Annotated in this window: 21 protein-coding genes; 13 read left to right on the top strand and 8 right to left on the bottom strand. The window is 58.0% G+C overall.

The features are described from left to right. The first annotated feature begins 7 nt into the window (after positions 1-7). The 3 genes from I6J72_RS11000 to I6J72_RS10990 are packed head-to-tail and all read left to right on the top strand — an operon-like array spanning position 8 to position 1,494. Positions 8-358 carry a multidrug efflux SMR transporter gene (locus I6J72_RS11000; protein ID WP_115020948.1) on the top strand — a complete coding sequence of 117 codons (351 nt, stop codon included), beginning with the start codon at positions 8-10 and terminating at the stop codon, positions 356-358. A gap of 53 nt (positions 359-411) precedes the next feature. Beyond that, the gene (locus I6J72_RS10995; protein ID WP_239107608.1) at positions 412-663 is read left to right on the top strand and encodes an SMR family transporter; all 252 of its coding nucleotides are present in this window, start codon (positions 412-414) and stop codon (positions 661-663) included. Positions 664-693: 30 nt separating this feature from the next. Next, the gene (locus I6J72_RS10990) at positions 694-1,494 is read left to right on the top strand and encodes a hypothetical protein (protein ID WP_204099202.1); all 801 of its coding nucleotides are present in this window, start codon (positions 694-696) and stop codon (positions 1,492-1,494) included. A gap of 142 nt (positions 1,495-1,636) precedes the next feature. On the opposite strand, the gene I6J72_RS10985 is transcribed toward I6J72_RS10990, so the two are convergent. Beyond that, entirely contained in the window at positions 1,637-2,401 is a 765-nt protein-coding gene (locus tag I6J72_RS10985) for a GntR family transcriptional regulator (RefSeq protein ID WP_255562229.1), read from the bottom strand. A 183-nt stretch (positions 2,402-2,584) separates the two neighbouring features. On the opposite strand from I6J72_RS10985, the gene I6J72_RS10980 reads away from it, so the two are divergent. The 4 genes from I6J72_RS10980 (at position 2,585) to I6J72_RS10965 (ending at position 6,687) form a co-directional block, all read left to right on the top strand. Next, positions 2,585-3,526, top strand: coding sequence for a ribokinase (locus I6J72_RS10980; RefSeq protein WP_204099200.1), 942 nt, complete (start codon positions 2,585-2,587; stop codon positions 3,524-3,526). 45 nt (positions 3,527-3,571) lie between these two features. Continuing rightward, positions 3,572-4,273, top strand: coding sequence for a deoxyribose-phosphate aldolase (gene deoC / locus I6J72_RS10975; protein ID WP_204099199.1), 702 nt, complete (start codon positions 3,572-3,574; stop codon positions 4,271-4,273). Positions 4,274-4,287: 14 nt separating this feature from the next. Beyond that, on the top strand, positions 4,288-5,106 hold the full coding sequence (locus I6J72_RS10970; protein ID WP_204099198.1) for a nucleoside hydrolase: 819 nt from the start codon (positions 4,288-4,290) through the stop codon (positions 5,104-5,106). A gap of 153 nt (positions 5,107-5,259) precedes the next feature. Further along, positions 5,260-6,687, top strand: coding sequence for an MFS transporter (locus tag I6J72_RS10965; RefSeq protein WP_204099197.1), 1,428 nt, complete (start codon positions 5,260-5,262; stop codon positions 6,685-6,687). A gap of 247 nt (positions 6,688-6,934) precedes the next feature. Here the strand turns inward: I6J72_RS10965 and I6J72_RS10960 are convergent, their stop codons facing one another. Beyond that, a complete protein-coding gene (locus I6J72_RS10960; RefSeq protein WP_204099196.1) occupies positions 6,935-7,777 on the bottom strand; it encodes a PrsW family intramembrane metalloprotease in 843 nt (280 codons plus the stop codon). Beyond that, positions 7,774-8,268 (bottom strand): hypothetical protein, encoded by a 495-nt coding sequence (locus tag I6J72_RS10955; protein ID WP_070670954.1) that lies wholly within the window; start codon positions 8,266-8,268, stop codon positions 7,774-7,776. The genes I6J72_RS10960 and I6J72_RS10955 overlap by 4 nt, the downstream gene beginning before the upstream one ends. 42 nt (positions 8,269-8,310) lie before the next feature. Between I6J72_RS10955 and I6J72_RS10950 the strand changes: the two genes are divergently transcribed. Beyond that, positions 8,311-10,227, top strand: coding sequence for a M13 family metallopeptidase (locus I6J72_RS10950; RefSeq protein ID WP_204099195.1), 1,917 nt, complete (start codon positions 8,311-8,313; stop codon positions 10,225-10,227). Between the two features lie 14 nt (positions 10,228-10,241). After that, a complete protein-coding gene (locus tag I6J72_RS10945; RefSeq protein ID WP_204099194.1) occupies positions 10,242-11,096 on the top strand; it encodes an alpha/beta hydrolase in 855 nt (284 codons plus the stop codon). A gap of 16 nt (positions 11,097-11,112) precedes the next feature. Here the strand turns inward: I6J72_RS10945 and I6J72_RS10940 are convergent, their stop codons facing one another. From I6J72_RS10940 to I6J72_RS10920, 5 genes are all read right to left on the bottom strand, one after another. Further along, the gene (locus tag I6J72_RS10940; protein ID WP_204099193.1) at positions 11,113-14,457 is read right to left on the bottom strand and encodes an arabinosyltransferase domain-containing protein; all 3,345 of its coding nucleotides are present in this window, start codon (positions 14,455-14,457) and stop codon (positions 11,113-11,115) included. A gap of 44 nt (positions 14,458-14,501) precedes the next feature. Continuing rightward, complete coding sequence (locus tag I6J72_RS10935) at positions 14,502-16,445, bottom strand: galactan 5-O-arabinofuranosyltransferase (protein ID WP_204099192.1); 1,944 nt, start codon at positions 16,443-16,445, stop codon at positions 14,502-14,504. Positions 16,446-16,483: 38 nt separating this feature from the next. Continuing rightward, the gene (locus tag I6J72_RS10930) at positions 16,484-17,242 is read right to left on the bottom strand and encodes a decaprenylphospho-beta-D-erythro-pentofuranosid-2-ulose 2-reductase (RefSeq protein WP_204099191.1); all 759 of its coding nucleotides are present in this window, start codon (positions 17,240-17,242) and stop codon (positions 16,484-16,486) included. A 14-nt stretch (positions 17,243-17,256) separates the two neighbouring features. Further along, the gene (locus I6J72_RS10925; RefSeq protein WP_204099190.1) at positions 17,257-18,672 is read right to left on the bottom strand and encodes an FAD-binding oxidoreductase; all 1,416 of its coding nucleotides are present in this window, start codon (positions 18,670-18,672) and stop codon (positions 17,257-17,259) included. Positions 18,673-18,844: 172 nt separating this feature from the next. After that, positions 18,845-19,123 carry a hypothetical protein gene (locus tag I6J72_RS10920; protein WP_070670886.1) on the bottom strand — a complete coding sequence of 93 codons (279 nt, stop codon included), beginning with the start codon at positions 19,121-19,123 and terminating at the stop codon, positions 18,845-18,847. 36 nt (positions 19,124-19,159) lie between these two features. Here I6J72_RS10920 and I6J72_RS10915 point away from each other — a divergent pair, with 36 nt between their 5' ends. Genes I6J72_RS10915 through I6J72_RS10900 form a run of 4 tightly spaced genes read left to right on the top strand, consistent with a single transcriptional unit; the run spans position 19,160 to position 21,381 of the window. Continuing rightward, the gene (locus I6J72_RS10915) at positions 19,160-19,582 is read left to right on the top strand and encodes a hypothetical protein (protein WP_204099189.1); all 423 of its coding nucleotides are present in this window, start codon (positions 19,160-19,162) and stop codon (positions 19,580-19,582) included. Positions 19,583-19,602: 20 nt separating this feature from the next. Continuing rightward, complete coding sequence (locus tag I6J72_RS10910) at positions 19,603-20,478, top strand: plasmid pRiA4b ORF-3 family protein (RefSeq protein WP_239107339.1); 876 nt, start codon at positions 19,603-19,605, stop codon at positions 20,476-20,478. Between the two features lie 44 nt (positions 20,479-20,522). Further along, entirely contained in the window at positions 20,523-20,912 is a 390-nt protein-coding gene (locus I6J72_RS10905; RefSeq protein WP_070670952.1) for a GtrA family protein, read from the top strand. Between the two features lie 10 nt (positions 20,913-20,922). Next, on the top strand, positions 20,923-21,381 hold the full coding sequence (locus I6J72_RS10900; RefSeq protein WP_070670880.1) for a GtrA family protein: 459 nt from the start codon (positions 20,923-20,925) through the stop codon (positions 21,379-21,381). Positions 21,382-21,388: the final 7 nt, after the last annotated feature.

The following is a 21,388-nucleotide window of genomic DNA, read 5'->3' as shown; positions in this document are numbered from 1 at the left end:
ACACGTGATGCGCGCCTGGTTGTTTCTTGGCATCGCCATCCTCAGCGAGGTCATCGCCACGCTCTGCCTCAAGGTCGCGCTAGCGCACCCAGCGGTATACGTCGTGGTAGTGCTGGGATACGTTGCAGCCTTTTCCTCGCTGCACCAGGTGCTGCGCTGCGGCATGCACGTGGGCGCGGCCTACGGAATCTGGGGTGCTACGGGCGTGGTCCTTACTGCGGGATTGTCCGCGCTTTTCTTCGGCGAGCAGCTCACACCCCTCATGCTGGTGGGCATGGGCTGCATCATCGCTGGCGTGGCCTGCGTGGAGATGGGCGGCCGTGAGCCGAAGCCCGAGCTCGTGGAGGTTCAGCCGTGACCTGGCTAGCTCTTGCTATCCTCATTGAAGTGGCGGGCACGTTGGGCCTGCGCATGCTGGCTGTGCACGGCCAGAAGGCGTGGATTGTGTGGGTCGTGGTGGCCTACGTGTCCTCGTATGTATTTCTCTCCCTGGCTTTGCGCGACGGTATGCCACTAGGCGTGGCGTATGGAATCTGGACTGCCTGCGGTGTCGCACTCACCGCACTGGCCTCCTTTGCGCTCTTCCGTGAACCGTTTACGTGGCTCAAAGGACTCGGCGTGGCGCTCATCATCGGGGGAGTACTCCTCGTTGACATGGGATAAACCTCACGATGAGGTCTAGACTCAGTTTTCGTGCTGACAAAAACTGGAGCCCTCGCGCTCACCCTCACCGCGACTCTTGCCGCGGCGCCGGCTGCCCAGGCACTTACCTTTGACCCAGGAAAAGTCCCGCCACGCACGCAAATGACCGTCCGCTATGCCGACGGCAACGTGGCGTCCACGCCTAATAGCCACGAGTCCCGTCCCGCTGTGTCCCTAATCAAGCTGTACCTGGGCATGTGGGTGCTGAAATACGGTGCACCGGAGGACAAAGCCCGCGTGGAGAATATGATCCGTTTCTCTGAGGACGGCACCGCAAGCGACCTAGAGCGCGCATACCCCCAGGCTATCCCTGGCATTATTAGCGAATATCAGCTGGGGGAGACCCATCACAATGGATATTGGGGCCAGACTACGACGTCGACGGAGGACCTCGCCCGCTTCCTCGGCGCCATCTCCACGGATCCGGTCGCAGCTCCCATCATGAAGGGCATGTCCACGGCAGCACCCGCTGCATCAGATGGCTACCGCCAAGACTTTGGCACCGCGCAGATTCCCGGCATTCTAGGGACGAAATTTGGGTGGTCAGATGACCGCCAGGTACACGCCACCGCGTCCTTTGGTCCGGGCTACACCGTGGCGGCTAATACCTATGGCTCGCCGGGCGATCTCACCGCGGATGTGCTTGGGGCAGTCGACGTCCCCGCACCGCCGGCCGTACCTGCGCCGCCCGCCCCGCCGACACCGCAGGATGTGCGGGATCGCGCCTGCGAGGAGCTCAAGCGCCTTGCTCCCTCCTCATCGAAGACGTGCAATTGGCAGCGAAACGTTTAATGCTCTGGTGCCGTCTGGATAGTGTGGCTGTTCCAAGCACAATTAGCTAACTTTTCTGTTGTTTCCAGAACAGATCATGGTGTGACTTTGGCAACCCAAGTAGGGGTAGTGGATAAGAATTCTATTCCACCATTTAAACTTTTTATCGAGATACAAACGCTTGGACGCGCATACGGGAGGAATTGATGTGAACCGTAGAAAATTCTACGGGGTGCTCTAGATCAGTGGAAGTGTAAGTCCTTTGTTCCATGTGAAGTAGTGCCGTGTTTTGCGGCACCTTCAGCAACTGAGCAATTCTAGCGTTCGAGTTAACAGCCGATAAGAAACGCTCACCTTTTCCGAGCCTATTTCCGAGTAGATGCTCAATTCTGTCGAATAAAGCAATGTTATCGAAATCAGATTCTGCAATCTGTGGATCTACTCCCGAGGCACCAATGAGTACTGTATTTTCAAGATACGCAATGGGACCCCTTTTATCGCTTCGGACTCGCTGCAACTGTAAAGCAGGGAAAGGCCGTTCGAGATTGAAGCGGTTAAGCCAATCCTGTGAGCTCAGCGTGGTGACTCGATGCGAGATGGTGCTCGTTGTGAATTCGATATTCTGTTCCCTAAGCTCATCGGCGATCGTTCCAAAGGCCGTGGTCATAGAGGTTTCAATGGGAGGGTTCGAGACGAAAGTTCCCCGCCCATGAACTCGCGACAAAATTCCTTCGGATGTTAAATCATCTACTGCACGACGTAGGGTTCCCCGCGCAACACCCAACTCAATCGCAAGAGTTGGCTCTGAGGGCAGCTTTGTCCCAGGGCTCCATTGTCCGGTGGCAATTCTTGTGCGCATAAAGTCGGAAACTTGGGTATGCAGCGGCTCGGCTTCAGTCCTTCTGGGGGAGAACTCTGAGGCATGCAAGGTTCTAATCTTTCGTTTGTTGGCAGTAGCACAACTATAAACTACGTGCGCAAACAGGAAAAGTTATCAAAAGATGTCCATGGATGTCCACTAGATGTTAGGCTAATGGTGATGCAAGACTTGATGGCCATTAAAGGTGACATAAGTCTCATCAAGGTTCCGTTCGCGATGAAAGGATAATCTATGAAACTTCTAGTGGTGGGAGGATATGGTATTGGATTGAGTTTCTTCACCACGCATGCGCCAGCTGACGGTGAAACTGTAAGTGGAGCCCGAATGAGTGAAGAGCATGGTGGTAAGGGGTCCAATCAAGCTGTCGCTGCTTCGCGCTTGGGGTCTTCGGTGGGCTTACTGACAGCAGTAGGCTCCGATAAATTCGCTGAACAAGCAAAAGCAATGTGGGAGCGAGAGGGGATTGAGAGTAGTCACGTAGATCAATTAGAAGGATCGACGATGATGGGCTGCATCGTGACGGACCAATCAGGCGAAAATAGGATCATCATCGCCGATGGAGTGCTGGCTGATTATGGTGCATCCCATGTGCGACAGCATGAAGAGGCTTTTCGAGAAGCTGATTGTGTTCTTGTTTCATGTGAAATTCCTTTAGAAGCAGTTCGAGAAGCCATTTCCCTCGGGCGCGAAAACGGTTGCCTAGTGATTCTAAATCCAGCCCCAGCGCCCAAGCTTTCGGCAGAGGACTGGAAAAACATTGACGTAGTAACGCCAAATAGGACAGAGGCTGCGCAATTACTCTGGGATTTTGAGCCGGATTGCATTTCCGAAAATTCACCGTCGAGCGTAATTGCGGCAAAAGTCAGTGAAGCATTTGATATCGATGTGGTTATGACAAACGGCGGGGAAGGGTGTCTTGTCGCGACATCCGAACTGAAAGGGGAAGCAACGACGATATTTCCCGTGATCCCTGAGCGCGTCGTAGACACTACGGGTGCAGGCGATTCTTTCAATGGTGCTCTGGCTACAGCGATGTTGGCAGGAGTGAGCGCCAAGGATGCAGCTAAATTTGCCGTCCACAATGGTGCTTTTACGGTGGAGAAGGAGGGGGTGATAACGGCGCTTCCCACAAAGGAACAATTGAAACAGCGCTACGGAGTAGTAACTCCGTAGCCTATTCGCTAGCAAGAATGAAGTACGAGGCAATGAGGAGTGAAAATGCCTAACATCATAACCCCAGAAATGATCACGCAACCTAAAGAGATTGCTCCCTATATTCAACACACAAAAATTGGGATTGGCACAACCAGGGAGCAATCTATTCGCCATGCCGAAGAAGCTGCAGAGTTTGGCTTCAATGCTGCGATGGTAGCAGGCTCCTGTGTCCCTATCACGGCCGATGTGCTCCGAGGGACAGGCGTAGAAATCGCCTCCGCTCTAGACTTCCCTACTACCGGAGTGATGACTTCAAGGGGCAAGGCTGCTGAGGCTGAGGAACTTGTACGCCTAGGTGCCACACAAATCGACATTGGTGTGCAAATCGGATGGTTGAAAGATAAAGAATATAAAAAGTTCCGGGATGATATTGCCGGAGTGGTCGAAGCCGGCGTTCCTGTCAAAGTCATGCTCGAGCTTCCATTGCTCTCGATAGAGGAACGTAAAATAGCTGTAGAGCTGGCTATTGAGGCAGGTGCGAAAGTATTGAAAAATGCCTCTTCCGGCGCTGTCGAGAAGGCGAGTGTTGAGTCCATAAAATTCTTGAAAGAACTTGCGCCCGAGGGGATTCAAGTCAAAGGGTCGGGTGGAATTTCGACATTCGAGCATGCGCTTGAACTGCTAAAGGCTGGAGCATCCCTTGTAGGTTCTTCAAATTCGATCGCAATCGTAAGCGGCGCTGACAATGGCGCTAACAGTTACTGAATGGGGTAGCGAGAATGGACAAGAAACCATTTATTCTCGACACTGATACGGCACAAGACGACTGTGTTGCCATACTATTAGGCCTTTTAGATAAGGTTGCTTCGTTGGAAGCCATCACGATGGTTGCAGGGAACGTGGGGTTTGAGCGACAAGTCAAAAATGCTCATCTGACGCTTAATTGTGCCGGAAAAGAAAACGAGGTTCCAGTACATGTCGGGTGTTCCCAGCCCATGCTACAGCCATGGGCATCGGCTGAAAATGTCCATGGTGATGGCACCGGAGGCCTTACGATGGACTTTTCGAATTGCCGAGTAGAGGCTGAGCATGCGGTCGACGCACTTCTGCGAATCACGTCTGAGCGTCCAGGTCAAGTTTCGGTAGTAGCGATTGGTCCTTTGACGAACATTGCTACTGCTGTGGTTAAAGATCGAGATTTCGTAAGAAATGTTAAGTCGCTCTATATTATGGGCGGATCAAATAATGGACGTGGAAACATTACTGCGTCTGCGGAGTTTAACTTCTACGTTGATCCAGAAGCGGCGAGTATAGTTCTCAACGCAGGCTTCGAAGATGTCGTCATACTCCCTTGGGATCCTGTCACATTAAAAGACGCCACAATTTCGCGAGAAATATACAACCAAAAAGCTAATAAAGGTACTGCGGTCGCGAAATTCTTCAAAGCTGTGTGCGACACGACTCTATCCTTTAATGAGTCTGTCGGTATCGACGGGTCCACACACCCAGATTCCATGACTCTGGCTACTTTTTGTACCCGGAAATGGTTAAGGAATCACAGCGTTACCGGGTGGATGTCGAAACGGGTTCACCTTTAACAAGGGGATATGCCGCGATGGCTTGGTCGAAGTTTGACTTGGAACCTAACGCTACTGTCATCGAGAAGGTGGACCATCATGCCTTCTTTAGCCTTCTGGATCAGGTTTTGACGACTGAAACAGAACCAAATCAGGAAATGTGGGTGCAGTGACATGGAGACTCAGAACCTTGTTCGTACAGTGGTTGACGATGTAAGAGGAAAGCCTGCGCGTCCGGTTCTCGTTCTAGTCTCATTGATATTGGTAGTTGCTAGCTTCCAGCTGAATGCAACGATGCTGTCGCCGGCAGTCTCGGATATGGCAGCCGAGCTTGATACAAATGTTGGAGTGATTGGCTGGAGTTCTACCGTATTCCTTGCCGTAGCAGCTGCCCTAGCAATTTTTCTTCCCCCTTTCTCGGACTTGGTGGGTAGGAAAAGGATTCTCGTTGTTTCTGTTTCGGTAATGCTGATCGGAACTCTGATTGTTCTGTTTACGAGTAGTCCGGCGGCACTTATTTTTGGCCGTGCTTTGCAGGGATTTGTCGGTGCTACATTTGCCCTTAGTAATTTAACGTTGCACGCTATGCTAGATCCAAAAAAGTATGGCCTGTACATCGGTATCGTTGCAGCGATGAATGCCGGAGTTGGTGGCGTTGATACGCTAATCGGTGGACTAATCGTCGATACTTGGGGTTATAAAGGTATCGTATGGGTCATACTTACTGTTGCGATTCTCGCGCTCTTATTAGTTCTTGTAACCGTTCCTGATACTCGAGTTGAGGGCGCGGGGGGCATGGATTGGCTGGGTGCTTTGACTCTCACCGGCTCTCTTTGGTGTGCGAATATGGCACTGACTCTCGGATTTTCAGCCACCGGTTGGACTAGTTTCTGGACCATCCTTTTTGTCGCTGCAGCGTTCGTGTTCTCGGTGGGTTTTTATTTCCAAGAGAAGCATGCCGAGGTGCCGCTAGTAAGCATTCAGGAGATGAAATCTCGAACTACATGGGGCCAGCTGGGAACTACGTTCTTTGCTTTAGCATCTGCATTTTCGACGCTTCTTTATATTGTTCCTGCCTTCTCCCAGGATGAATCTGGATTTGCGATGTCGGGCACGAAATCAGCGTTGCTGTACCTAATGCCCTTCTCCTTACTTGGATGGGCACTTTCACCGCTAGTCGGAAAGATAGCTCCTACGGTTGGCTATCGTAGGGTTCTGAGATTGGGATTGTTCGGTTCTGTCATTCTAATTCTCTGCATGTGGCTTTTTGGTTTAGCCAATGAGTGGGCACTTTTCGCCCTTTCTTTCTTAATGGGCGCCACATATGTAGCTGGGACGAATACCACGCTGAATACAACTGGTGTCCTATATGCGTCAGAAGAACGACCGGGAGTCCTTCCGGGGCTCACCTCAGCTGCTTTCAATTTGGGGGCCGGTGTCGGAACTGGAATCATGGCTTCGATGGTTTCGAAGTCATTGTCATCAGGTGAAGTGATTAACGGCTATCGTGCGGCTTTGGTGGTGGGCCTAGTATGCGCTGTGGCTGCTCTAATTTGTTCCTACTTAATGCCCCCGAAGGGAGATGAAGAAATCCGCATCTAAACTCTTCCCTTACTGGTTAAGACTTGACCTTCGGTGAGGTTTATCTACTTTTAGTAGACTCGGACTGGAAATCTGGTGTTCACCTGACCGAGGTCAGGTCTTGGCCTTTGCTGGGGATCATCATACCTGTGATTAGGGCCGAAAAACCGTTAGATTCATCGCCTAAAGGCGGATCAGTACTTGGGCGTAAAAAGGCGTGTCTTCTTTCGTCTTCCTTTCTGTTCCTGAAATTTTTCTTGTTCAAAGCTCATCGCAAGCTTGCGGAGCCCGGCGAGTGTGAATAGGTGTCATCGTTCTTGGCCAGCCGGTGGGCGCGGATGCCCAGGTAGATGACCGTCGGGTACATGATGAGCGCCACGAGGACATACTGCGTAATCAGCTGCCAGGTCTCATCCCACATGTAGTTCCACGCAAAGTGGAGGCAGAAGGAGAAAAACAGCGCGCCCACGCCGATGCCGAGGCGCCACCACCAGGGCTTATGTGCGGCGTAGATGGCCCAGCCAATGCCAAAACCGGCGATGGCCGTGAAGCACATGTGCAGGCATGGCCCGGCCACAAGGCGCAGGCCCCACATCTGGAACATGCCTATCCAGTCCGACGAGTGGTGCATCAAGGCACCCATGGCGGAGTATAGGCAGTTTTCTAGGACCTCGAAACCCCAGCCGACGAGCGCGCCGACGATGAAGCCGTGCCAGGGCCGGTTGAGCTGGCGGAAGCTGAGGAGGACGAAGACCACGCCGAGGGCCTTAGCAAATTCCTCCGGGTAGGCACCACCCCAGGACATCATGGATTCCTCCCAGCCTAGGCCCACGGAGAGGTCGGTCAGTGGGGTCGCTGACAGCAGCGCTAAGGTCACGGCAGCACCAGCGCCCCAGAGCACGCTTGCCGACGCCCACCCTTTCCCCGGTCTTGCCCACATCGGACTGCGACTCCACAGGAACAGGCCCAGCGCCAAGAAGGCGAAGCCGATGATGAGACTTACGAGGCCCGGCAGCGGAGCCACGAAGAAAATGCCGAGCAGGTTAAACAGGGAAATAGGTAGGCACAGACCAATGATGATCCACAGGGTGATTCGGAAAACCTTGCTCATCGGAAAGCCTCCATAAACTGCTGGGCAAGGTCGGTCGGGTCACCATCGGAGAACACGATTTGATAATTGAGATCGCCTTTGGCCACGCTGAAGGCGAAGACCGGAATGAAGCCATCTTTTTCAAGGGTAAGAATGCCCCCGACATCTTTAACGTCCTCTTCCCGCGGCATGCCCTCGAAATTGGTGGCACGCACGGCGCGGCGCAGAGCGAGTTCATCGTCCTCGACGCCTTCGGTGACATAGGCCTCGACCAAGGTATCGCCGCAGTCCCAGGCCTGGTTGGCCATGGAATCATGGTTCACGCTGCATTTCAGACCGTCGATGGGCTGGCGCCAGTCAGGGTCATCGAGCACCACCTCTTCCATCTCAGGTTCGCGCTCGGGCAAGGCCAAGCTCAGTACAGCGGGCGAACCAAGGACAAGGAGGGTTGCCCCGAGCACGGCGAAGAAAGGTCCCGTCATCTTCGCCGGCGGAAAACGATAAGAAGTCATGCGCACCACACTAACGTGTGCTTCTGACATAGAGTGGCGTGCATGAAGGATCTGTACCAATTTGTTAACGGCCCGTGGGTTGAATCCCACGTCATCCCAGATGACCGCGGAGTAGACGGAACATTCCACGCACTACGCGATGAAGCCGAAGAGCTTGTCCATGACATCGTCAAGGAGGATTCTGGCTGCCCAGGAACCCTCTACGCCTCCCATATGGACACGGAGGGAGTCAATGCTGCGGGTACCGATACTCTGGCAGCTGACCTAGACAAGCTAGTCGCCGCTGACCCCGAGGAGCTTGCCCACAACCTCGGTGTGCTTGAGCGCGAAGGCGTGGGTGCGCCGGTGACGTTCTGGGTCGAAAAGGACTCGAACTCTGAAGATGCGGTGGCCTACATCATTCAGTCCGGCCTCGGCCTGCCTGATGAGGCCTATTACCGCGAGGAGGCCCACGCTGAGGTCCTTGCCGCCTATGAAAAGCACATGGCCGCCATGCTGGGTTTCCTCGACCCGGCTCGCCTGTTTGGCCTCGGTGCAGAAACCGCAGCGACCCGTATCGTGGCCCTAGAAAAGGAGCTTGCGGCCGGCCACTGGGACGTGGTGGCCTCGCGCGATGCGGTGAAGACGTATAACCCGGTGGACGTCGCCAAGCTGCCCAGCATCACCCGCGCCATCCTGAAGGGTGGGGGACTGCCGGAGCACCGCGCGGTGGCAATGATGCCTTCTTATTTTGAGCACCTTGAGGGCCTGTTCACCGCTGGCCGCATGGCAGATTGGCAGCTGTGGGCCACGTGGCACATCCTGCTTTCCCGCGCGCCCTACCTCACCGAGGAGATTGGCCGTAAGAACTTCGAGTTCTACGGCACCGCGCTCTCGGGCGCCACAGAGCAGCGCGACCGCTGGAAGCGCGCCGTGGGCCTGGCGGAAAACATGGTGGGACAGGAGATTGGCAAGGTCTTCGTGGACAAGCACTTCCCGCCGTCCTCCAAATCCGAGATGGATGAGCTGGTGGATTACCTCACCGCCGCTTACCGCGAGCGCATCTCTCAGTTGGAGTGGATGACCCCGGCCACTCGCGAGCGCGCGCTGGAGAAGCTCTCCCAGTTCAAGGCCAAGATCGGCTACCCGGACACGTGGCGTGATTATTCCGACTTGGAGTTTTCTCCCAAGGGCGCGGACCTAGTGGCGAATGTGCGCGCGGGTAGCGCGTGGAACCACGACTACGAGCTGGCCAAGATTGGCAAGCCGGCGGACCGCGATGAGTGGTTCTCCACCCCGCAAACCGTCAACGCCTTCTACAACCCGGTGGTCAATGACATCACCTTCCCGGCTGCTATTCTGCGCCCGCCTTTCTACAACCCAGAGGCAGACGCCGCGGAGAATTTCGGCGCGATTGGCGCGGTCATCGGCCACGAGATTGGCCACGGCTTCGACGACCAAGGCTCGCAGTACGACGGCCAGGGCAACCTCAACTCTTGGTGGACCGAGGAGGACCGCGCCGCCTTTGAGAAGCTCACCGCCAAGCTCGTGGACCAGTATCAGGGCAAGGTACCGAAGGTGCTGGAAGGTACCGACTCTGCCGGCGTGAACGGCAGCTTCACCTTGGGTGAGAACATCGGTGACCTGGGTGGACTGGGCATCGCTGTGGTGGCGTACAAGAACTACTGCGCCGATAAGGGCCTCGATATCAATGGCCAGGTGGCACCGTTTGAGGCCGAAGGCGCTGAACCGGAACTGGCGCAGCACGAGTACACCGGCCTGCAGCGCTTCTTCCTGGCCTGGGCGCGCGTATGGCGCACCGCTATCCGCCCGGAGATGGCCGCCCAGTACCTCGCCATCGATCCGCACTCCCCGGCGGAATTCCGCTGCAATATCATCGCGGAGAACATCGATGAGTTCTACCAGGCCTTCGACGTCGAAGGCGGCATCGCACCGGAGGAGCGCGTCACTATCTGGTAGTACCCTGGGGTGCCATGAGTGAGTGGACCATCGGCGGTACTGACCGCCAGCTAACACCGGAAGAACAACTGGAACAGCTCTCCTCCTACATGGAGGTGCACTACCCGCTACCGGATTTCCGCCCACCGTGGGCCGGCGGCGGGTCGCCGGATGCGGATCGCTACTGTGCCCTGCTGCCAGATCGCATCGTGCAGGCCTCGATGATGGTCCTGGGCTCTGCGGTCGATCATTCCTTGCCGGGGACGGCGTTTACGGAAGGCGTCAGCGTCCAAGATTCTGAGGTCGGGGCGATCTTTGAACCGTCAGATGCTGACGGCCGCCGCTGGGCAGTGTCTCTGCACTCTGGTGGCTGGTGGCGCGGAGACGGCAAGGCACTGGAGATGCAGTGGCGCCCCGAAGTGGCCGCGGCAGCGCAGCTATCCGGAACCACCATCATTGACGTCGATTACCCACTCGCGCCTGAGCACACCGTGGCGGACATGGTTGAGTCCGTTCAAGCGGCCGTCGATTATTCCCGCTCCCACGGTGCGGAACACGTCACGGTGTGGGGCTATTCCTCCGGCGGCGCACTAGCGGCGCTCGTGCCTGCCGACGCCCTCCTGCTCACCTTCCCCGACTTCGGCGCGCTGGAAAAGCTACCGGAGGAGATCCGTGGCGACTACGCCCTCGACGAGGAGGCGCTGGCCGCCCAGTATTCGCGCATCCTTGTCCAGACCGCGCTGCAGGATGAGATTGCCGCGCGCGTCGACATCCCCGGAGCCGAGACCACCGAGTACGTGTCGATGCACCGAATTTCCACCCCGACGGTGGCCCGTCAGCGCATTAAAGAAACGGCGGACTTTCTCAAGTCCGCCGCCTCAACTTCTTAGCTAGGCCCGTCTAGCTTTACTTTTCCCACTCGGGGCGAATCTTCATCTCCGAGTTCTTCCACAGCCCGGAGCGCTGGATGACCTCGTGGTTGATATCCGCCTCGATGGGGGCGTCACCCTGGGAGTTCGTGCGCAGCTCGTACTTCTCAATGGAGCCCCAATCGCGCGCCCAATCGTTGTTGAGGTAGCTCGGGATCTCGTAGGAGTAGTTCACTGCCTCCGCCGTGGCCATGGCGCCACCGCCGGAGAAGGACTGGAAGTCCGTCAGGGAGGTCTGTGCGGCGGCGTCGGGAAGAATGCGGAACTGCGGAATCTCCGTCACGCCGGCATAGTGGTCAAAGGTGCGCTGGCACGGGAACTGCAAGGCTACCGACCAGTCCAGGAGAGCCGGGGTACCGGAATCGAACTGCGAGTTAATCGTGGCCAGCTCCGGAACGCGCGGCGGGGTAAAGGCCATCCAATCGTCCTCATCCGTGGAGTCATCGACCGCTACGAGGCGCACCACGTTGGCCTCTTCCGGCAGATCCTGGAGGGCGATGCGGAGGTTGCGCCATTTCGGCGTCGCGCCGACGTCGGAAAGCTCGGCTTCACCCGTGTTCGTGACCTTGCCGTTTCTGAGAGTGCCGTATTCCAAGGTGAGTTCAGTACCTTCTTGCTCCACGCCGTTGACGTCGTGGTGGTAAATCTTGCCTGCGGCAGACACCGCCAGGACCGGGGTGTTCTCGGACTCTTCCGGCAGGTTGTACCACTGCGTCGTGATGGTGGCGGAGGAGCGCTGCGACTCAGAATAGGAACCCATGACCGGGACCTTGGTGTAATCCAGGTTGAAGGGCAGGTGCATCTCCGAACCGTTGACGCCCAAGGTGCCGCGCACACCACCCGCGGAGGAGTCAGTAACTTCGGCGGCCTTCTCCTCGTTCTCCGTGGTCTCAGTGAGCTCTTTCTGCTCGTTGGACGAGGCCGAAGAATCACCGGTGGTGTTTGCAATGGCGCCTACCGACGCCGAGTTGAGGTTCTCCGGCTCGATATCCTCCTTGATCATGTTGGGGCCGAAACCGTAGTTGTCTTCCTTCTTGTTCACGAGCGAGTTCTTGAACTCGCCCTCGACTGGGCTGAGGAAGGCATCGTTGGTGTTGGTCTCCACCAGGGTGGAATCTGCCAAGGAGCACACATTACCGCGCAGAGACGCGAGGTTGCCCTTGCCCACTGAGTAGGAATCCGCCTGGGCTACGTAGCCCTTGGCAAAGGAGGCACAGGAGAAGGCCACGATGAGGATGCAGGCAGCGGCAATCGGAGCGGACATGACGCCGGCCCAGCGCGAAACCTTGGCGGCGGATGCCTTCTCAAACTCCTCGAGGGTGCCGTTGGCCTCGGCCTTGTTCTTGCGGTAATCGTGAACCAGCGACTGGTAGAGGCCAATAGCCAGCACCACCATGCCGATGGCCAGCACCACCGTGTTGGCCTCGATGGCCTTGAACTGCACGGTTCGGTCCCACCACGGGATGCCGAAGGAGGAGACGTACCACCAGGCGTTCCAGCCGCCCAGGGAGATCGCCATGAGGAAAATTACCGCGGCGATAGAGAAGGTGCGGGCGCGCGGCGAGCGCATGGCGATCTGGGAAAGAACCACGGAGCCAAGTGCGGCAATAACACCGGCGATGCCTGCATAAATGCCGAAGTGGTGTGTCCACTTCGTCGGGGTAAACATGAGGAAGAATGCCGACAGTGCCATGATGGCGAGCAGGCGCTGGGTAGGACCGACCTCCGCACCAACCACGCGGTGGTTCTTGATGAAGGCGTAAATAATGAGCGCCAAGCAGAAGAGCATGGTGAACATGGCAAAGCGGCGCGTGAGCGAGCCGTCCACGGAAGGTTCAAAGAGCGTGGAGTAGCGCACGAACTCTGAGTACCACGGCAGCGAGGGGCCCACCTGGGAGCGCACGCGCGTGGACTCGAGAACCGAGGCCAAGGTTTGATCACCAAAGGCCGCCACCATGACAGCGGTGCCGCTGGCGAGGAACGGGGCGATGAGGGCCAGCCATCCCACCTGCTGTGCCCGTTCGCCCATGATGCGGAAGAGCGCGGGCAGGCACACCAGGAAGATGCCTACAGCCGTCAGGCCCGTCGGACCTGCGGCCAGGGTAATGGACGCAACGATGGTGCCCACTGCTGCCGGCAGGAGGCGGCGGGTGGAAATGGCACGCTCAAAGGAAGCCCACGTCACCATAACGCCGAGCGCCACGATGGGCTCAGGGCGGATGCCGTTGTTGTACGGCAACCAGAAGGCCAGGAACATGAACGCGGCGGTCCAGTGTGCCAGGCGCCTCTCGTTGACGCGGGCTCCGAAGCGCGGCAGCATCTCACGTGAAAGGATGAACCAAATGATCAGCGCCGAAATAAGGGAGGGCAGGCGCACGACGATAGAGGCGCTGGAGAGCTGGGAAAGCCACGCCACGAGGTCATAGTAGGGCGCGCCAAACGGCGCCTCGGGGACGCCGTACCAGCGGTAGTAGTTCGCCATATAGGTCGCGTGATCCGAGACACGGCCCATGGTGAGGATGAAGCCATCGTCAGAGGTATTGGAACCGAAGATGTACCACCAACCGAGGATGGCGGCCACGACGCCATCCAGCGGGCGGATCTGCTTCCACGTCTCCGGCATGAAACCATGGCGCTTGCCATCGAGGCGGTCAATGCGCCACAGGCACACCAGGCTGACCACGACCATTGCCAAGCCCAGCCACATGGCGATGAGCTTGAGCACTGTGGGCGAGGACGTGAATCGGGAGTTAACCTCCACGTGGATGTGCAGGTCGTTTCCAAGTTCCTGGAGGTTCTCCGGGGTGTCGTCGATCTCGGTGTAGACACCGGTGACCTGCGGGCGCATGTCCTCGTCAGAGGTGGTTGTGTGCTTGCCCACGGTGACGGTGGTGCCGTCCTCTGTGGCATTGATGCTGAGGGTGGCGTCGTCAGGCAGCTTCGCCACCTGCTCCGGGGTAAGTGAGAACAGCACCTCGTCGAGGCTGGTGACGGAAAGCCCATCCTCGCCGGCGCGGACGAACATGCCGCGGTTGGAGGCCTTCTTCGACTCTGGCGGAATGGTGCCGTAGAGCAGGTCTTGGCCTTCGCGGAGCTTATCGACGGCCGCCAGGGGGATCTCTGCCTCAATCTCCTCCGGTGCCACAGAGATGAGTGGTGCGTTGATGGACTGCAGGGAGTTCTGCTGAGGCCAATCGAAGGAGGACTGGGTCTGGTTCACCGGCAGCAGCGGCGTGGCCACAAAGCACAGAAAGCCGATGAGACCGGCGATGATGGCGGTGAGCCGCAACGACTGCGGGGCTGAGGTTTTCCTATCTGACACGGCGATCAGTGTACGTTACTGCCTCGCCGTATTGAGAAATGCTGTTATGTACGCGCCGCCACAACGAAGGGGCCAATTTGGGTTAATTCCCAACCCTTTTCAAAAACCTCGGGGTTGAAGAACACCGCACGGTAGCGCACGTTGGGCTGGTTCGGGTAGATATCCTCCGCCAAGTGCGTCTTGTATCCGTCCCCGGGTTCTTCCACATCACCGCGGAAGATGAGGACATCGGGTGCGCGCCAGGGCGAGGAATCGAGAGACGCCGCAAACTCATCGGGCGTCTGCTCCCAGGATCCCTTCGCCCAATCCTCAATCTGCAGGTTACGGGTGGTGAACTCACCGAGCGGGTTGGCGTAGTGGCTGGTGAAGGCGTTGAACCCGTAGTAAGGGTTGTAGGCCATGAAGAGTTTTTCGTCGGTGAGTACGACGGTGTCGTTAGCCTCATAGCCCTGAGCGTCGATGAACTCTCGAATCTTGCCATAGTTAGCAGCGGAATCGCTGGTGTAGCGATCCGCGCGCTCGCCGTAACCATCCGTGTCGGTATAGGCATGATCGAGGGCTGATTCGTTGGTGGCAGGGATCTGCTGGGCATAATAGACGCCGCCCATGCCCAAGATAATGGCGAAGGCAAGCGTGACTCGCTTGCTCGTGGTACCGATCATGTGTGCTGGGTAGAGGCTAGGCAGCCCCATCAACCGGACATCCGCGAGCGCGAGGATGCCGGCAGTGGTGAAGAGAAGTACCACGACGATTTCGAGGCGGAAGCCCAACAACGTGTGGCCAGCCAGGGTCATGACCATGGAGGCCACAGTCCACAGGTAAGTACCTACGAGTGCGGTGCTCAGTGAACGCAGGTCCGGCTCATCGATGCGCAACACCAAATACACCAGTCCAATAAGGCTGAGCATGCCGATGACCGATAGTGAGAGGAAAGGCGCAGGGATCTGGGTCCCTTCCTCCGGAAGGTAGTGCTGCGCGGCGGATTCCAAAGGACTGGTGGCCTGCAGGACACCAAGGATATAGGGAGTCCAGGCGATGGCCGCTACGGCCAAGGAACCGACGGCGATGGCGGCGAGATGCACGAGGGGAGTCCAGGTTCGCTCTGATACACAGATGACGAGGGCGATGAGCGTGACGATAGTCAGCGACACCGCGCCGGTGTACAGCGTGTAGAAGCACGCGGAGATACCCAGGTAGAGAGCAATAGCGAGCGTTGCGAACCAGGAGCCGTCGAAAGCGCGGGAACACAGGAGGGCGACCGCAGGCACGCCCATGGCGATGACCGCGGAGTACGGCTCTTCGGCACCTAGAGTGAGCGTCACCGCGGTCGTGGTCAGCGCGATAGCGGTGGCCACGGGAAGGGAACTGACCAAACGCTGCCACAGGGGAACAAGGATGCATCCGGCTACTGCCAGCGAGATGAGTCCCCACGGCTGGTAGACCTCCCAGCCAGGCATATTGAGAAGATTAGCCAAGCGGCCGCCCATCCAGAACCAGCCCAAGGGATAGAACGTGGGCAGCCCCTCGTAGTTCATGTCCGCATAGGAGCTGGCCTCAGCGGCACGGGTCAGGAATTGGGTACGAAAGACTTGGTCCACCTGGACGCCATCAAGCCACAGGCGCGATGCCGAGAGCGGCAGGCCGATGGTGGCGAGGGTCAGCAGGGCAGGCGAGATGTAGCACAGCGCAATCGTGAGCCACGAGCGCCAGCGTGGGCGCTGGGTGCCATTGTGCTCGTCAAAGAGCCACCACACGCACAGCGCGCCGACGAGTCCGACGGTCAGCACCGTTCCCGTCGTGCTGAGAGCACGAGTGACCATAGAGGTGCTAAAAGCGGGCAAGGAGACCGTTTTGAACGCAAAGAAGCCAAGGAGCGTGATGAGGCCGCCGCCGAGAGCGGCGGCGGCGATGCCCACAAGGCTGGCGCGACGCGAGAGACGGTCAGCGTCATATTCCATGGCGGGGGACATGGCAGAGGACTCAGTCATGCTTCAAGTCTCCCACACGCCACGGACTTAGCGGAACTTTAGAACGGCAGCTTTCGGAAGATTGCCTGCGGGATGAACTTGAAGCCCAAGGACACGTACTCGAAGAGCGGGTGCACGTAGATGGACTGCTTGCCATCCAACACTGCCTTGACGGTGGCCTTAGCCACGTCAGAGACGTTGACGGTCAGCGGTGCCTCACCAGCGTCGGCGGACATCTTCGTACGCACCTGGCCCGGGCGGACCACGAGCACCTTGGCACCGGATCCGCGCAGGGCCTCGCCCAGGTTGATGAAGAAGCCATCGACGCCGGCCTTGGAGGCGCCGTAGACAAAGTTGGAGCGGCGCACGCGCATACCTGCGACGGAAGACAGTGCCACGATGGTGCCGTGACCCTGCTCCTTGAACTTCTGCCCCAACAGCACACCGAGGGAGACCGGTGCGGTGTAGTTGGTCTGCGCAGACGCCACGGCCTTGGCCTGGTCCTGCCACAGTTCTTCCTGGTCACCGAGGGTACCGAAGGCGATGATGGCGACGTCCACATCGCCACGCTCAAACGCGCGCTTGACGACGCCCTCGTGGCCCTCGAAGTCAGTCGCGTCAAAGTCAATGACCTCGACGTCGCCACCGCGGGACTCGATGGTTGCGCGGGCATCCGCGATGCGCGGTGAGTCGGCACGAGCCGCCAGAGTGACCTTGGCTGGGCCGCGCTCGAGGAATTCCTCGACGATGCCCAAGCCGATTTCGGAGGTTCCGCCGAGAAGGAGGATGTGTTGTGCTTGGCCTACTGCATTCAGCATGAGGTGGTTCCTTTCTAGTGCAGCTCGAGGCGGCGGGACATATCGGAGGCAAAGACGCCGGTCGGGTCAATCTCGTTGCGGGTCTTGAGCCAGCCTTCCATGCCTGGGTACATCTTATGGAACTTCTCCGCCGAGGTGCGGGACTCCTTGGCCAAGTAGAGGCGGCCGCCAAACTCCATGACGCGGTTATCCAGATCGTCGAGGAAAGCGCCCAGGCCCGGCTTAATGGGGAAGTCCACGCAGACGTTCCAGCCCGGCATCGGGTAAGACAGCGGAGCCTTGTTACCCGGGCCGAAAAGCTTAAACACGTTCAGGGCAGAGTAGTGACCGGACTTCTGCATGTCGCGGATGATGTCCTTGAAGGGCTCGACGGCGTCGGTCGGCACCACAAACTGGTACTGCAGGAAGCCGTTGGATCCGTAGCCACGGTTCCACTCGCCGATGAGATCCAGCGGCTGGTAGAACTGCGTGAGGTTCTTGACCTGGTTACGCGCCGGGGACCCCATGAGGTAGTACGCCTCACCGATGGCCATGAGGGATAGCTTGTTCATGGTGAAGTTCGGGAAGATATCCGGAACAGTCATGAGCTGCGGGGCGTTGAACTTCAGCGGATCCTTCGCCAGCTTCGGGGCGAGCTCTTCCAGCTGTGCCAGCGTGGCCAAGGAGCCACGGGAAATGGTGGAGCGGCCCAGCTTCGGCTCTGGGGAGATGACGTCGAACCACGCGGAGGAGTACGTGTAGTTGTGCTCCGAACCATCGGAGTGGAAGGCTACGGTCTCATCAAGATTGCTTGTGCGGTCGGTATCCGCGATGAAGTAGGCGGTCTCCGTCTTGGTCATCTTGATCTTGGCGCGGAGGATGATGCCGGTCAGGCCCATGCCACCGACGGTGGCCCAGAAGAGCTCGCCTTCCGGATCCTCATCTGAGCCTTCCGGGGTCAGGTGCAGGACGCGGCCATCGGCCACGAGCAGCTCCATGGAGACGACGTGGTTACCGAAGGAACCTGCAGAGTGGTGGTTCTTACCGTGAATATCTGGGCCAATGGCGCCACCGATGGTGACCTGGCGGGTACCCGGCAGGACTGGGACCCACAGGCCGTAGGGAAGGGCGGCCTTCATGAGCTGGTCCAAGGTGACGCCACCGTCAACGTCGACGATGCCCGACTCCGGATCGATGGAGTGGATGTTGTTGAGGGGCTGCATATCGATGACGAGGCCGCCGCCGTTCTGGGCGGGGTCACCGTAGGAGCGGCCCATGCCGCGGGCGATAACACCGCGGCGCAGGTGGGATGGTTTATCGGCGTTGTCTTCAGCAACCTGGGCAACGGCAGTTTTGATGACGTCGACGTCTGGAGTGGACAAGACGTGAGCGGTCGACGGCGCAGTGCGGCCCCAACCGTACAGGGACTTCTCAGTAGTATGCAGTTCCATCTCTTCTTCTTTTGACTCGATGTGATGGGTCGATTATCCACCCTACATAGCAACAGAGGCATATGGCGTGAGGGAAAACGTGAGATTAGGTACACATACAAAACTAACCGGACAGCCGTACTGTCCGGTTGTGTCTGCTTTAGTGCGGGTTAAGGGTACTAAGAGTACGGCCTTAGTACAGATCCATGATGTCTTGGATCTCCTTTGGCAGTTCCTTTTGGCTCGTAATCTCCGGTCCCTCATACTCGCGGAGGATCTCGTATACTCGCGTCCGCGAGGCAGAATCGAGGATTGGCAGCTCTTCGGCGATGAGCCTGGTCATGAAACCGTCGAGAGGCAATGCGGTGTGCTCGGTGGCCAGAAAGTGGCCGTGGCGCTTATCGTCCTCAGCGCGGTCGTCGTGAGCCGCGCGCTGCGCCGGGGTGAGGTGCTCTTTCTTGGAGGAGTACATGCACGGTAGCCTACCGTCCGCCTAAAGTGGGGCGGTATGACTTCACCCAAGACCGATTATTATGCGCTGGATGACACCTTGCCCGGCCGTATCACCCAGGCCGTAGCCGTCGGCATCATGACGGCGTTCCCCGACTGGATCAAGAATAAGACCACCCTGGTCTGCGCCTACGTGTTGTCTTTCCTCGGATTCGGTGCGCTCGTAGCCTACGTCAACGCGGAGAGCCACGAGGACCAGCCGGAGCCGGAGACTCCCGACGTCCCCGTGTGGGCCATCCCAGTTGCCTTCGGCATTCTGGTGCTTGGCGGCTGGCTTTCCATCAAGACTCAGCAGAGCCTCGTGGGCTTCATTCGCCGCCGCGGAGTGTCCAAGCCATGGACTGTGTGGGGCGCCATCGGTGCTGCGCTCGTCTTCGTTCTGAGCGAGCTGGAGGCGCGCGAGAACGCCGCCCGCAACTAAAAATGCGTATGGTGGGGCCCATGAGCTCAAAGGTCACAGATCTGGCGCAGGTCCGCGCCGATCGTGGCGATGCCGCTCGTACCTTGCTCTGCCAGGTCTCCAACGTCCGCGCGGACGCTGAAGTGCACCGCCAGATTGGTTTCTCTGACGCGCTGACGCTCAACGAGCTTCACCACATTCTCGAGGTTTGCTTCGGCCTGCCGGAAGAAGATTCACCGTGGCACTTCTTCGAGCACCACGACGCCCGCGGCGAGCGCATTGATCCGCATCACACCGTGCGCGAATTCCTTCGCCGCGAAGGTGAGCAAATGGATTATGCCTGGGGGTTGTGGGATTTCGAGGTTGTTGTGGTCGAGACCTACCCGCGCGATGGCGGCACCCCTGAGGCGCTCTGCGTGGGCGGCTCTGGTTCTTTCCACACGCCGTTTGATCTCACCGCTGTTAATGCGGAACTCACGGGTCAAGAAACCATCGACGAGGTCCTCGAGTTGGTCGTCGCCCCTGTCCGTGCGCTCATTGAGCGCACCCGGCTCTACGACTTCGTCCCGCTCCTCCAAGCGCTAGACCTGCATCGCGACATAACCGTCGATGCCTCCACACTTAGCCAATTGCGCACGTTGCCACGAGAGGTCACCAACGAGGGCAAGGATGCCTTCTGGTCTATGGCTCTGGCACTGTCCTGTATGGGTGGCCGTGAGCTGACGGATTCCGTTGTGGAAACGTCGATGGCGGCGCTGGGCTGGGTCGATGATGATGGCGAGGAGCTTCGCGGCCCTGAGATCCGTGACTTGTGCTCTGCATCCCTTGACGTCTTGGCGTCCTTAGGAGCCTATGGCGTTAATGCCGCCGCGCCGGTGGATCGCTTGGACATTTACCGTGCCCTGGTACGCGGGTAGAGTATTCCGCCGTGACTAAACCAACCTCGACTGGTGACTCCACTCTGAAGACGCAGCTTTTCCGCTTCGTCTCCGTCGGTGTCTTCACCGCAGCCATTGATTATGGCCTCACCTTATTCCTTACTTATCTCGGCCTGCACCGTTCGCTTGCCAAGGCCATCGGCTGGGTCTTTGGCACCATCGCAGCCTACGTGGCTAATGCTCGGTGGACCTTTGGCGCACAGGTTTCCGGCCGTACCGCCGGTGCAGTGGGCATGCTTTATCTATCCACCTTCGCGGTGCAGAACTTCCTCTACTGGGTGCTCAACGCTCCTCTTATTAGCGTGGGCTTTGAGGGTGCCCTCAAAGACACCATTGCTTTCGTCATCGCGCAGGGCGTGGCAACGGTGACCAACTTCGCTATTCAGCGCGTATTCATTTTCAAGGGCAAGTAAACTCCCTGCTATGCCCACTCGCGCCGAACGCCTCTCCCAGTCGAATTCCCTGCATGCGCAGGGCGCGAAGTTCGCTATTACGGGAGCAATCGCCGCGGTTATCGACGTCTCCATTACCTGGCTCTTCCAAATCGGCTTGGACTTGTTTGGCGATGTGGTGTCTCGCACCATCGGTTTTTCCGTCGGCACCCTCGTGGCGTACTTGCTTAATCGGCGGTGGACCTTCAATGCGAACGCGTCGAAGCGTCGCTTTGCGGCTGTCATCGCTACCTACGCCATGACCTATGCGATCAATATTCTTCTGTATCGCTGGGCATTCCCCTTCTTTGACCACACGCTGGACTGGCCTTCCTCGTGGGCGCTTGCCGTGGCTTTCGTCATTGCGCAGGGAACGGCGACAATTATCAACTTCCTTGTGCAGCGCTGGGTCATTTTCCGCAGCACGCGGAAATCCTTTGAAGTGGACTAAAGCGGGG

This window comes from Corynebacterium sp. FDAARGOS 1242, assembly GCF_016889985.1.
Classification (GTDB): domain Bacteria; phylum Actinomycetota; class Actinomycetes; order Mycobacteriales; family Mycobacteriaceae; genus Corynebacterium; species Corynebacterium minutissimum_B.
The sequence above is the reverse complement of the archived record's forward strand: the minus strand, read 5'-3'. Positions and strand labels throughout refer to the sequence as shown.

Excerpts from the sequence above, each read along its gene's own strand:
- I6J72_RS11000 (WP_115020948.1), top strand. The coding sequence starts at position 8 with ATGCGCGCCTGGTTGTTTCTTGGCATCGCCATCCTCAGCGAGGTCATC.
- I6J72_RS10995 (WP_239107608.1), top strand. The coding sequence starts at position 412 with ATGCTGGCTGTGCACGGCCAGAAGGCGTGGATTGTGTGGGTCGTGGTG.
- I6J72_RS10980 (WP_204099200.1), top strand. The coding sequence starts at position 2,585 with ATGAAACTTCTAGTGGTGGGAGGATATGGTATTGGATTGAGTTTCTTC.
- deoC (WP_204099199.1), top strand. The coding sequence starts at position 3,572 with ATGCCTAACATCATAACCCCAGAAATGATCACGCAACCTAAAGAGATT.
- I6J72_RS10970 (WP_204099198.1), top strand. The coding sequence starts at position 4,288 with ATGGACAAGAAACCATTTATTCTCGACACTGATACGGCACAAGACGAC.
- I6J72_RS10965 (WP_204099197.1), top strand. The coding sequence starts at position 5,260 with ATGGAGACTCAGAACCTTGTTCGTACAGTGGTTGACGATGTAAGAGGA.
- I6J72_RS10960 (WP_204099196.1), bottom strand. The coding sequence starts at position 7,777 with ATGAGCAAGGTTTTCCGAATCACCCTGTGGATCATCATTGGTCTGTGC.
- I6J72_RS10955 (WP_070670954.1), bottom strand. The coding sequence starts at position 8,268 with ATGACTTCTTATCGTTTTCCGCCGGCGAAGATGACGGGACCTTTCTTC.
- I6J72_RS10950 (WP_204099195.1), top strand. The coding sequence starts at position 8,311 with ATGAAGGATCTGTACCAATTTGTTAACGGCCCGTGGGTTGAATCCCAC.
- I6J72_RS10945 (WP_204099194.1), top strand. The coding sequence starts at position 10,242 with ATGAGTGAGTGGACCATCGGCGGTACTGACCGCCAGCTAACACCGGAA.
- I6J72_RS10935 (WP_204099192.1), bottom strand. The coding sequence starts at position 16,445 with ATGACTGAGTCCTCTGCCATGTCCCCCGCCATGGAATATGACGCTGAC.
- I6J72_RS10930 (WP_204099191.1), bottom strand. The coding sequence starts at position 17,242 with ATGCTGAATGCAGTAGGCCAAGCACAACACATCCTCCTTCTCGGCGGA.
- I6J72_RS10925 (WP_204099190.1), bottom strand. The coding sequence starts at position 18,672 with ATGGAACTGCATACTACTGAGAAGTCCCTGTACGGTTGGGGCCGCACT.
- I6J72_RS10920 (WP_070670886.1), bottom strand. The coding sequence starts at position 19,123 with ATGTACTCCTCCAAGAAAGAGCACCTCACCCCGGCGCAGCGCGCGGCT.
- I6J72_RS10915 (WP_204099189.1), top strand. The coding sequence starts at position 19,160 with ATGACTTCACCCAAGACCGATTATTATGCGCTGGATGACACCTTGCCC.
- I6J72_RS10910 (WP_239107339.1), top strand. The coding sequence starts at position 19,603 with ATGAGCTCAAAGGTCACAGATCTGGCGCAGGTCCGCGCCGATCGTGGC.
- I6J72_RS10900 (WP_070670880.1), top strand. The coding sequence starts at position 20,923 with ATGCCCACTCGCGCCGAACGCCTCTCCCAGTCGAATTCCCTGCATGCG.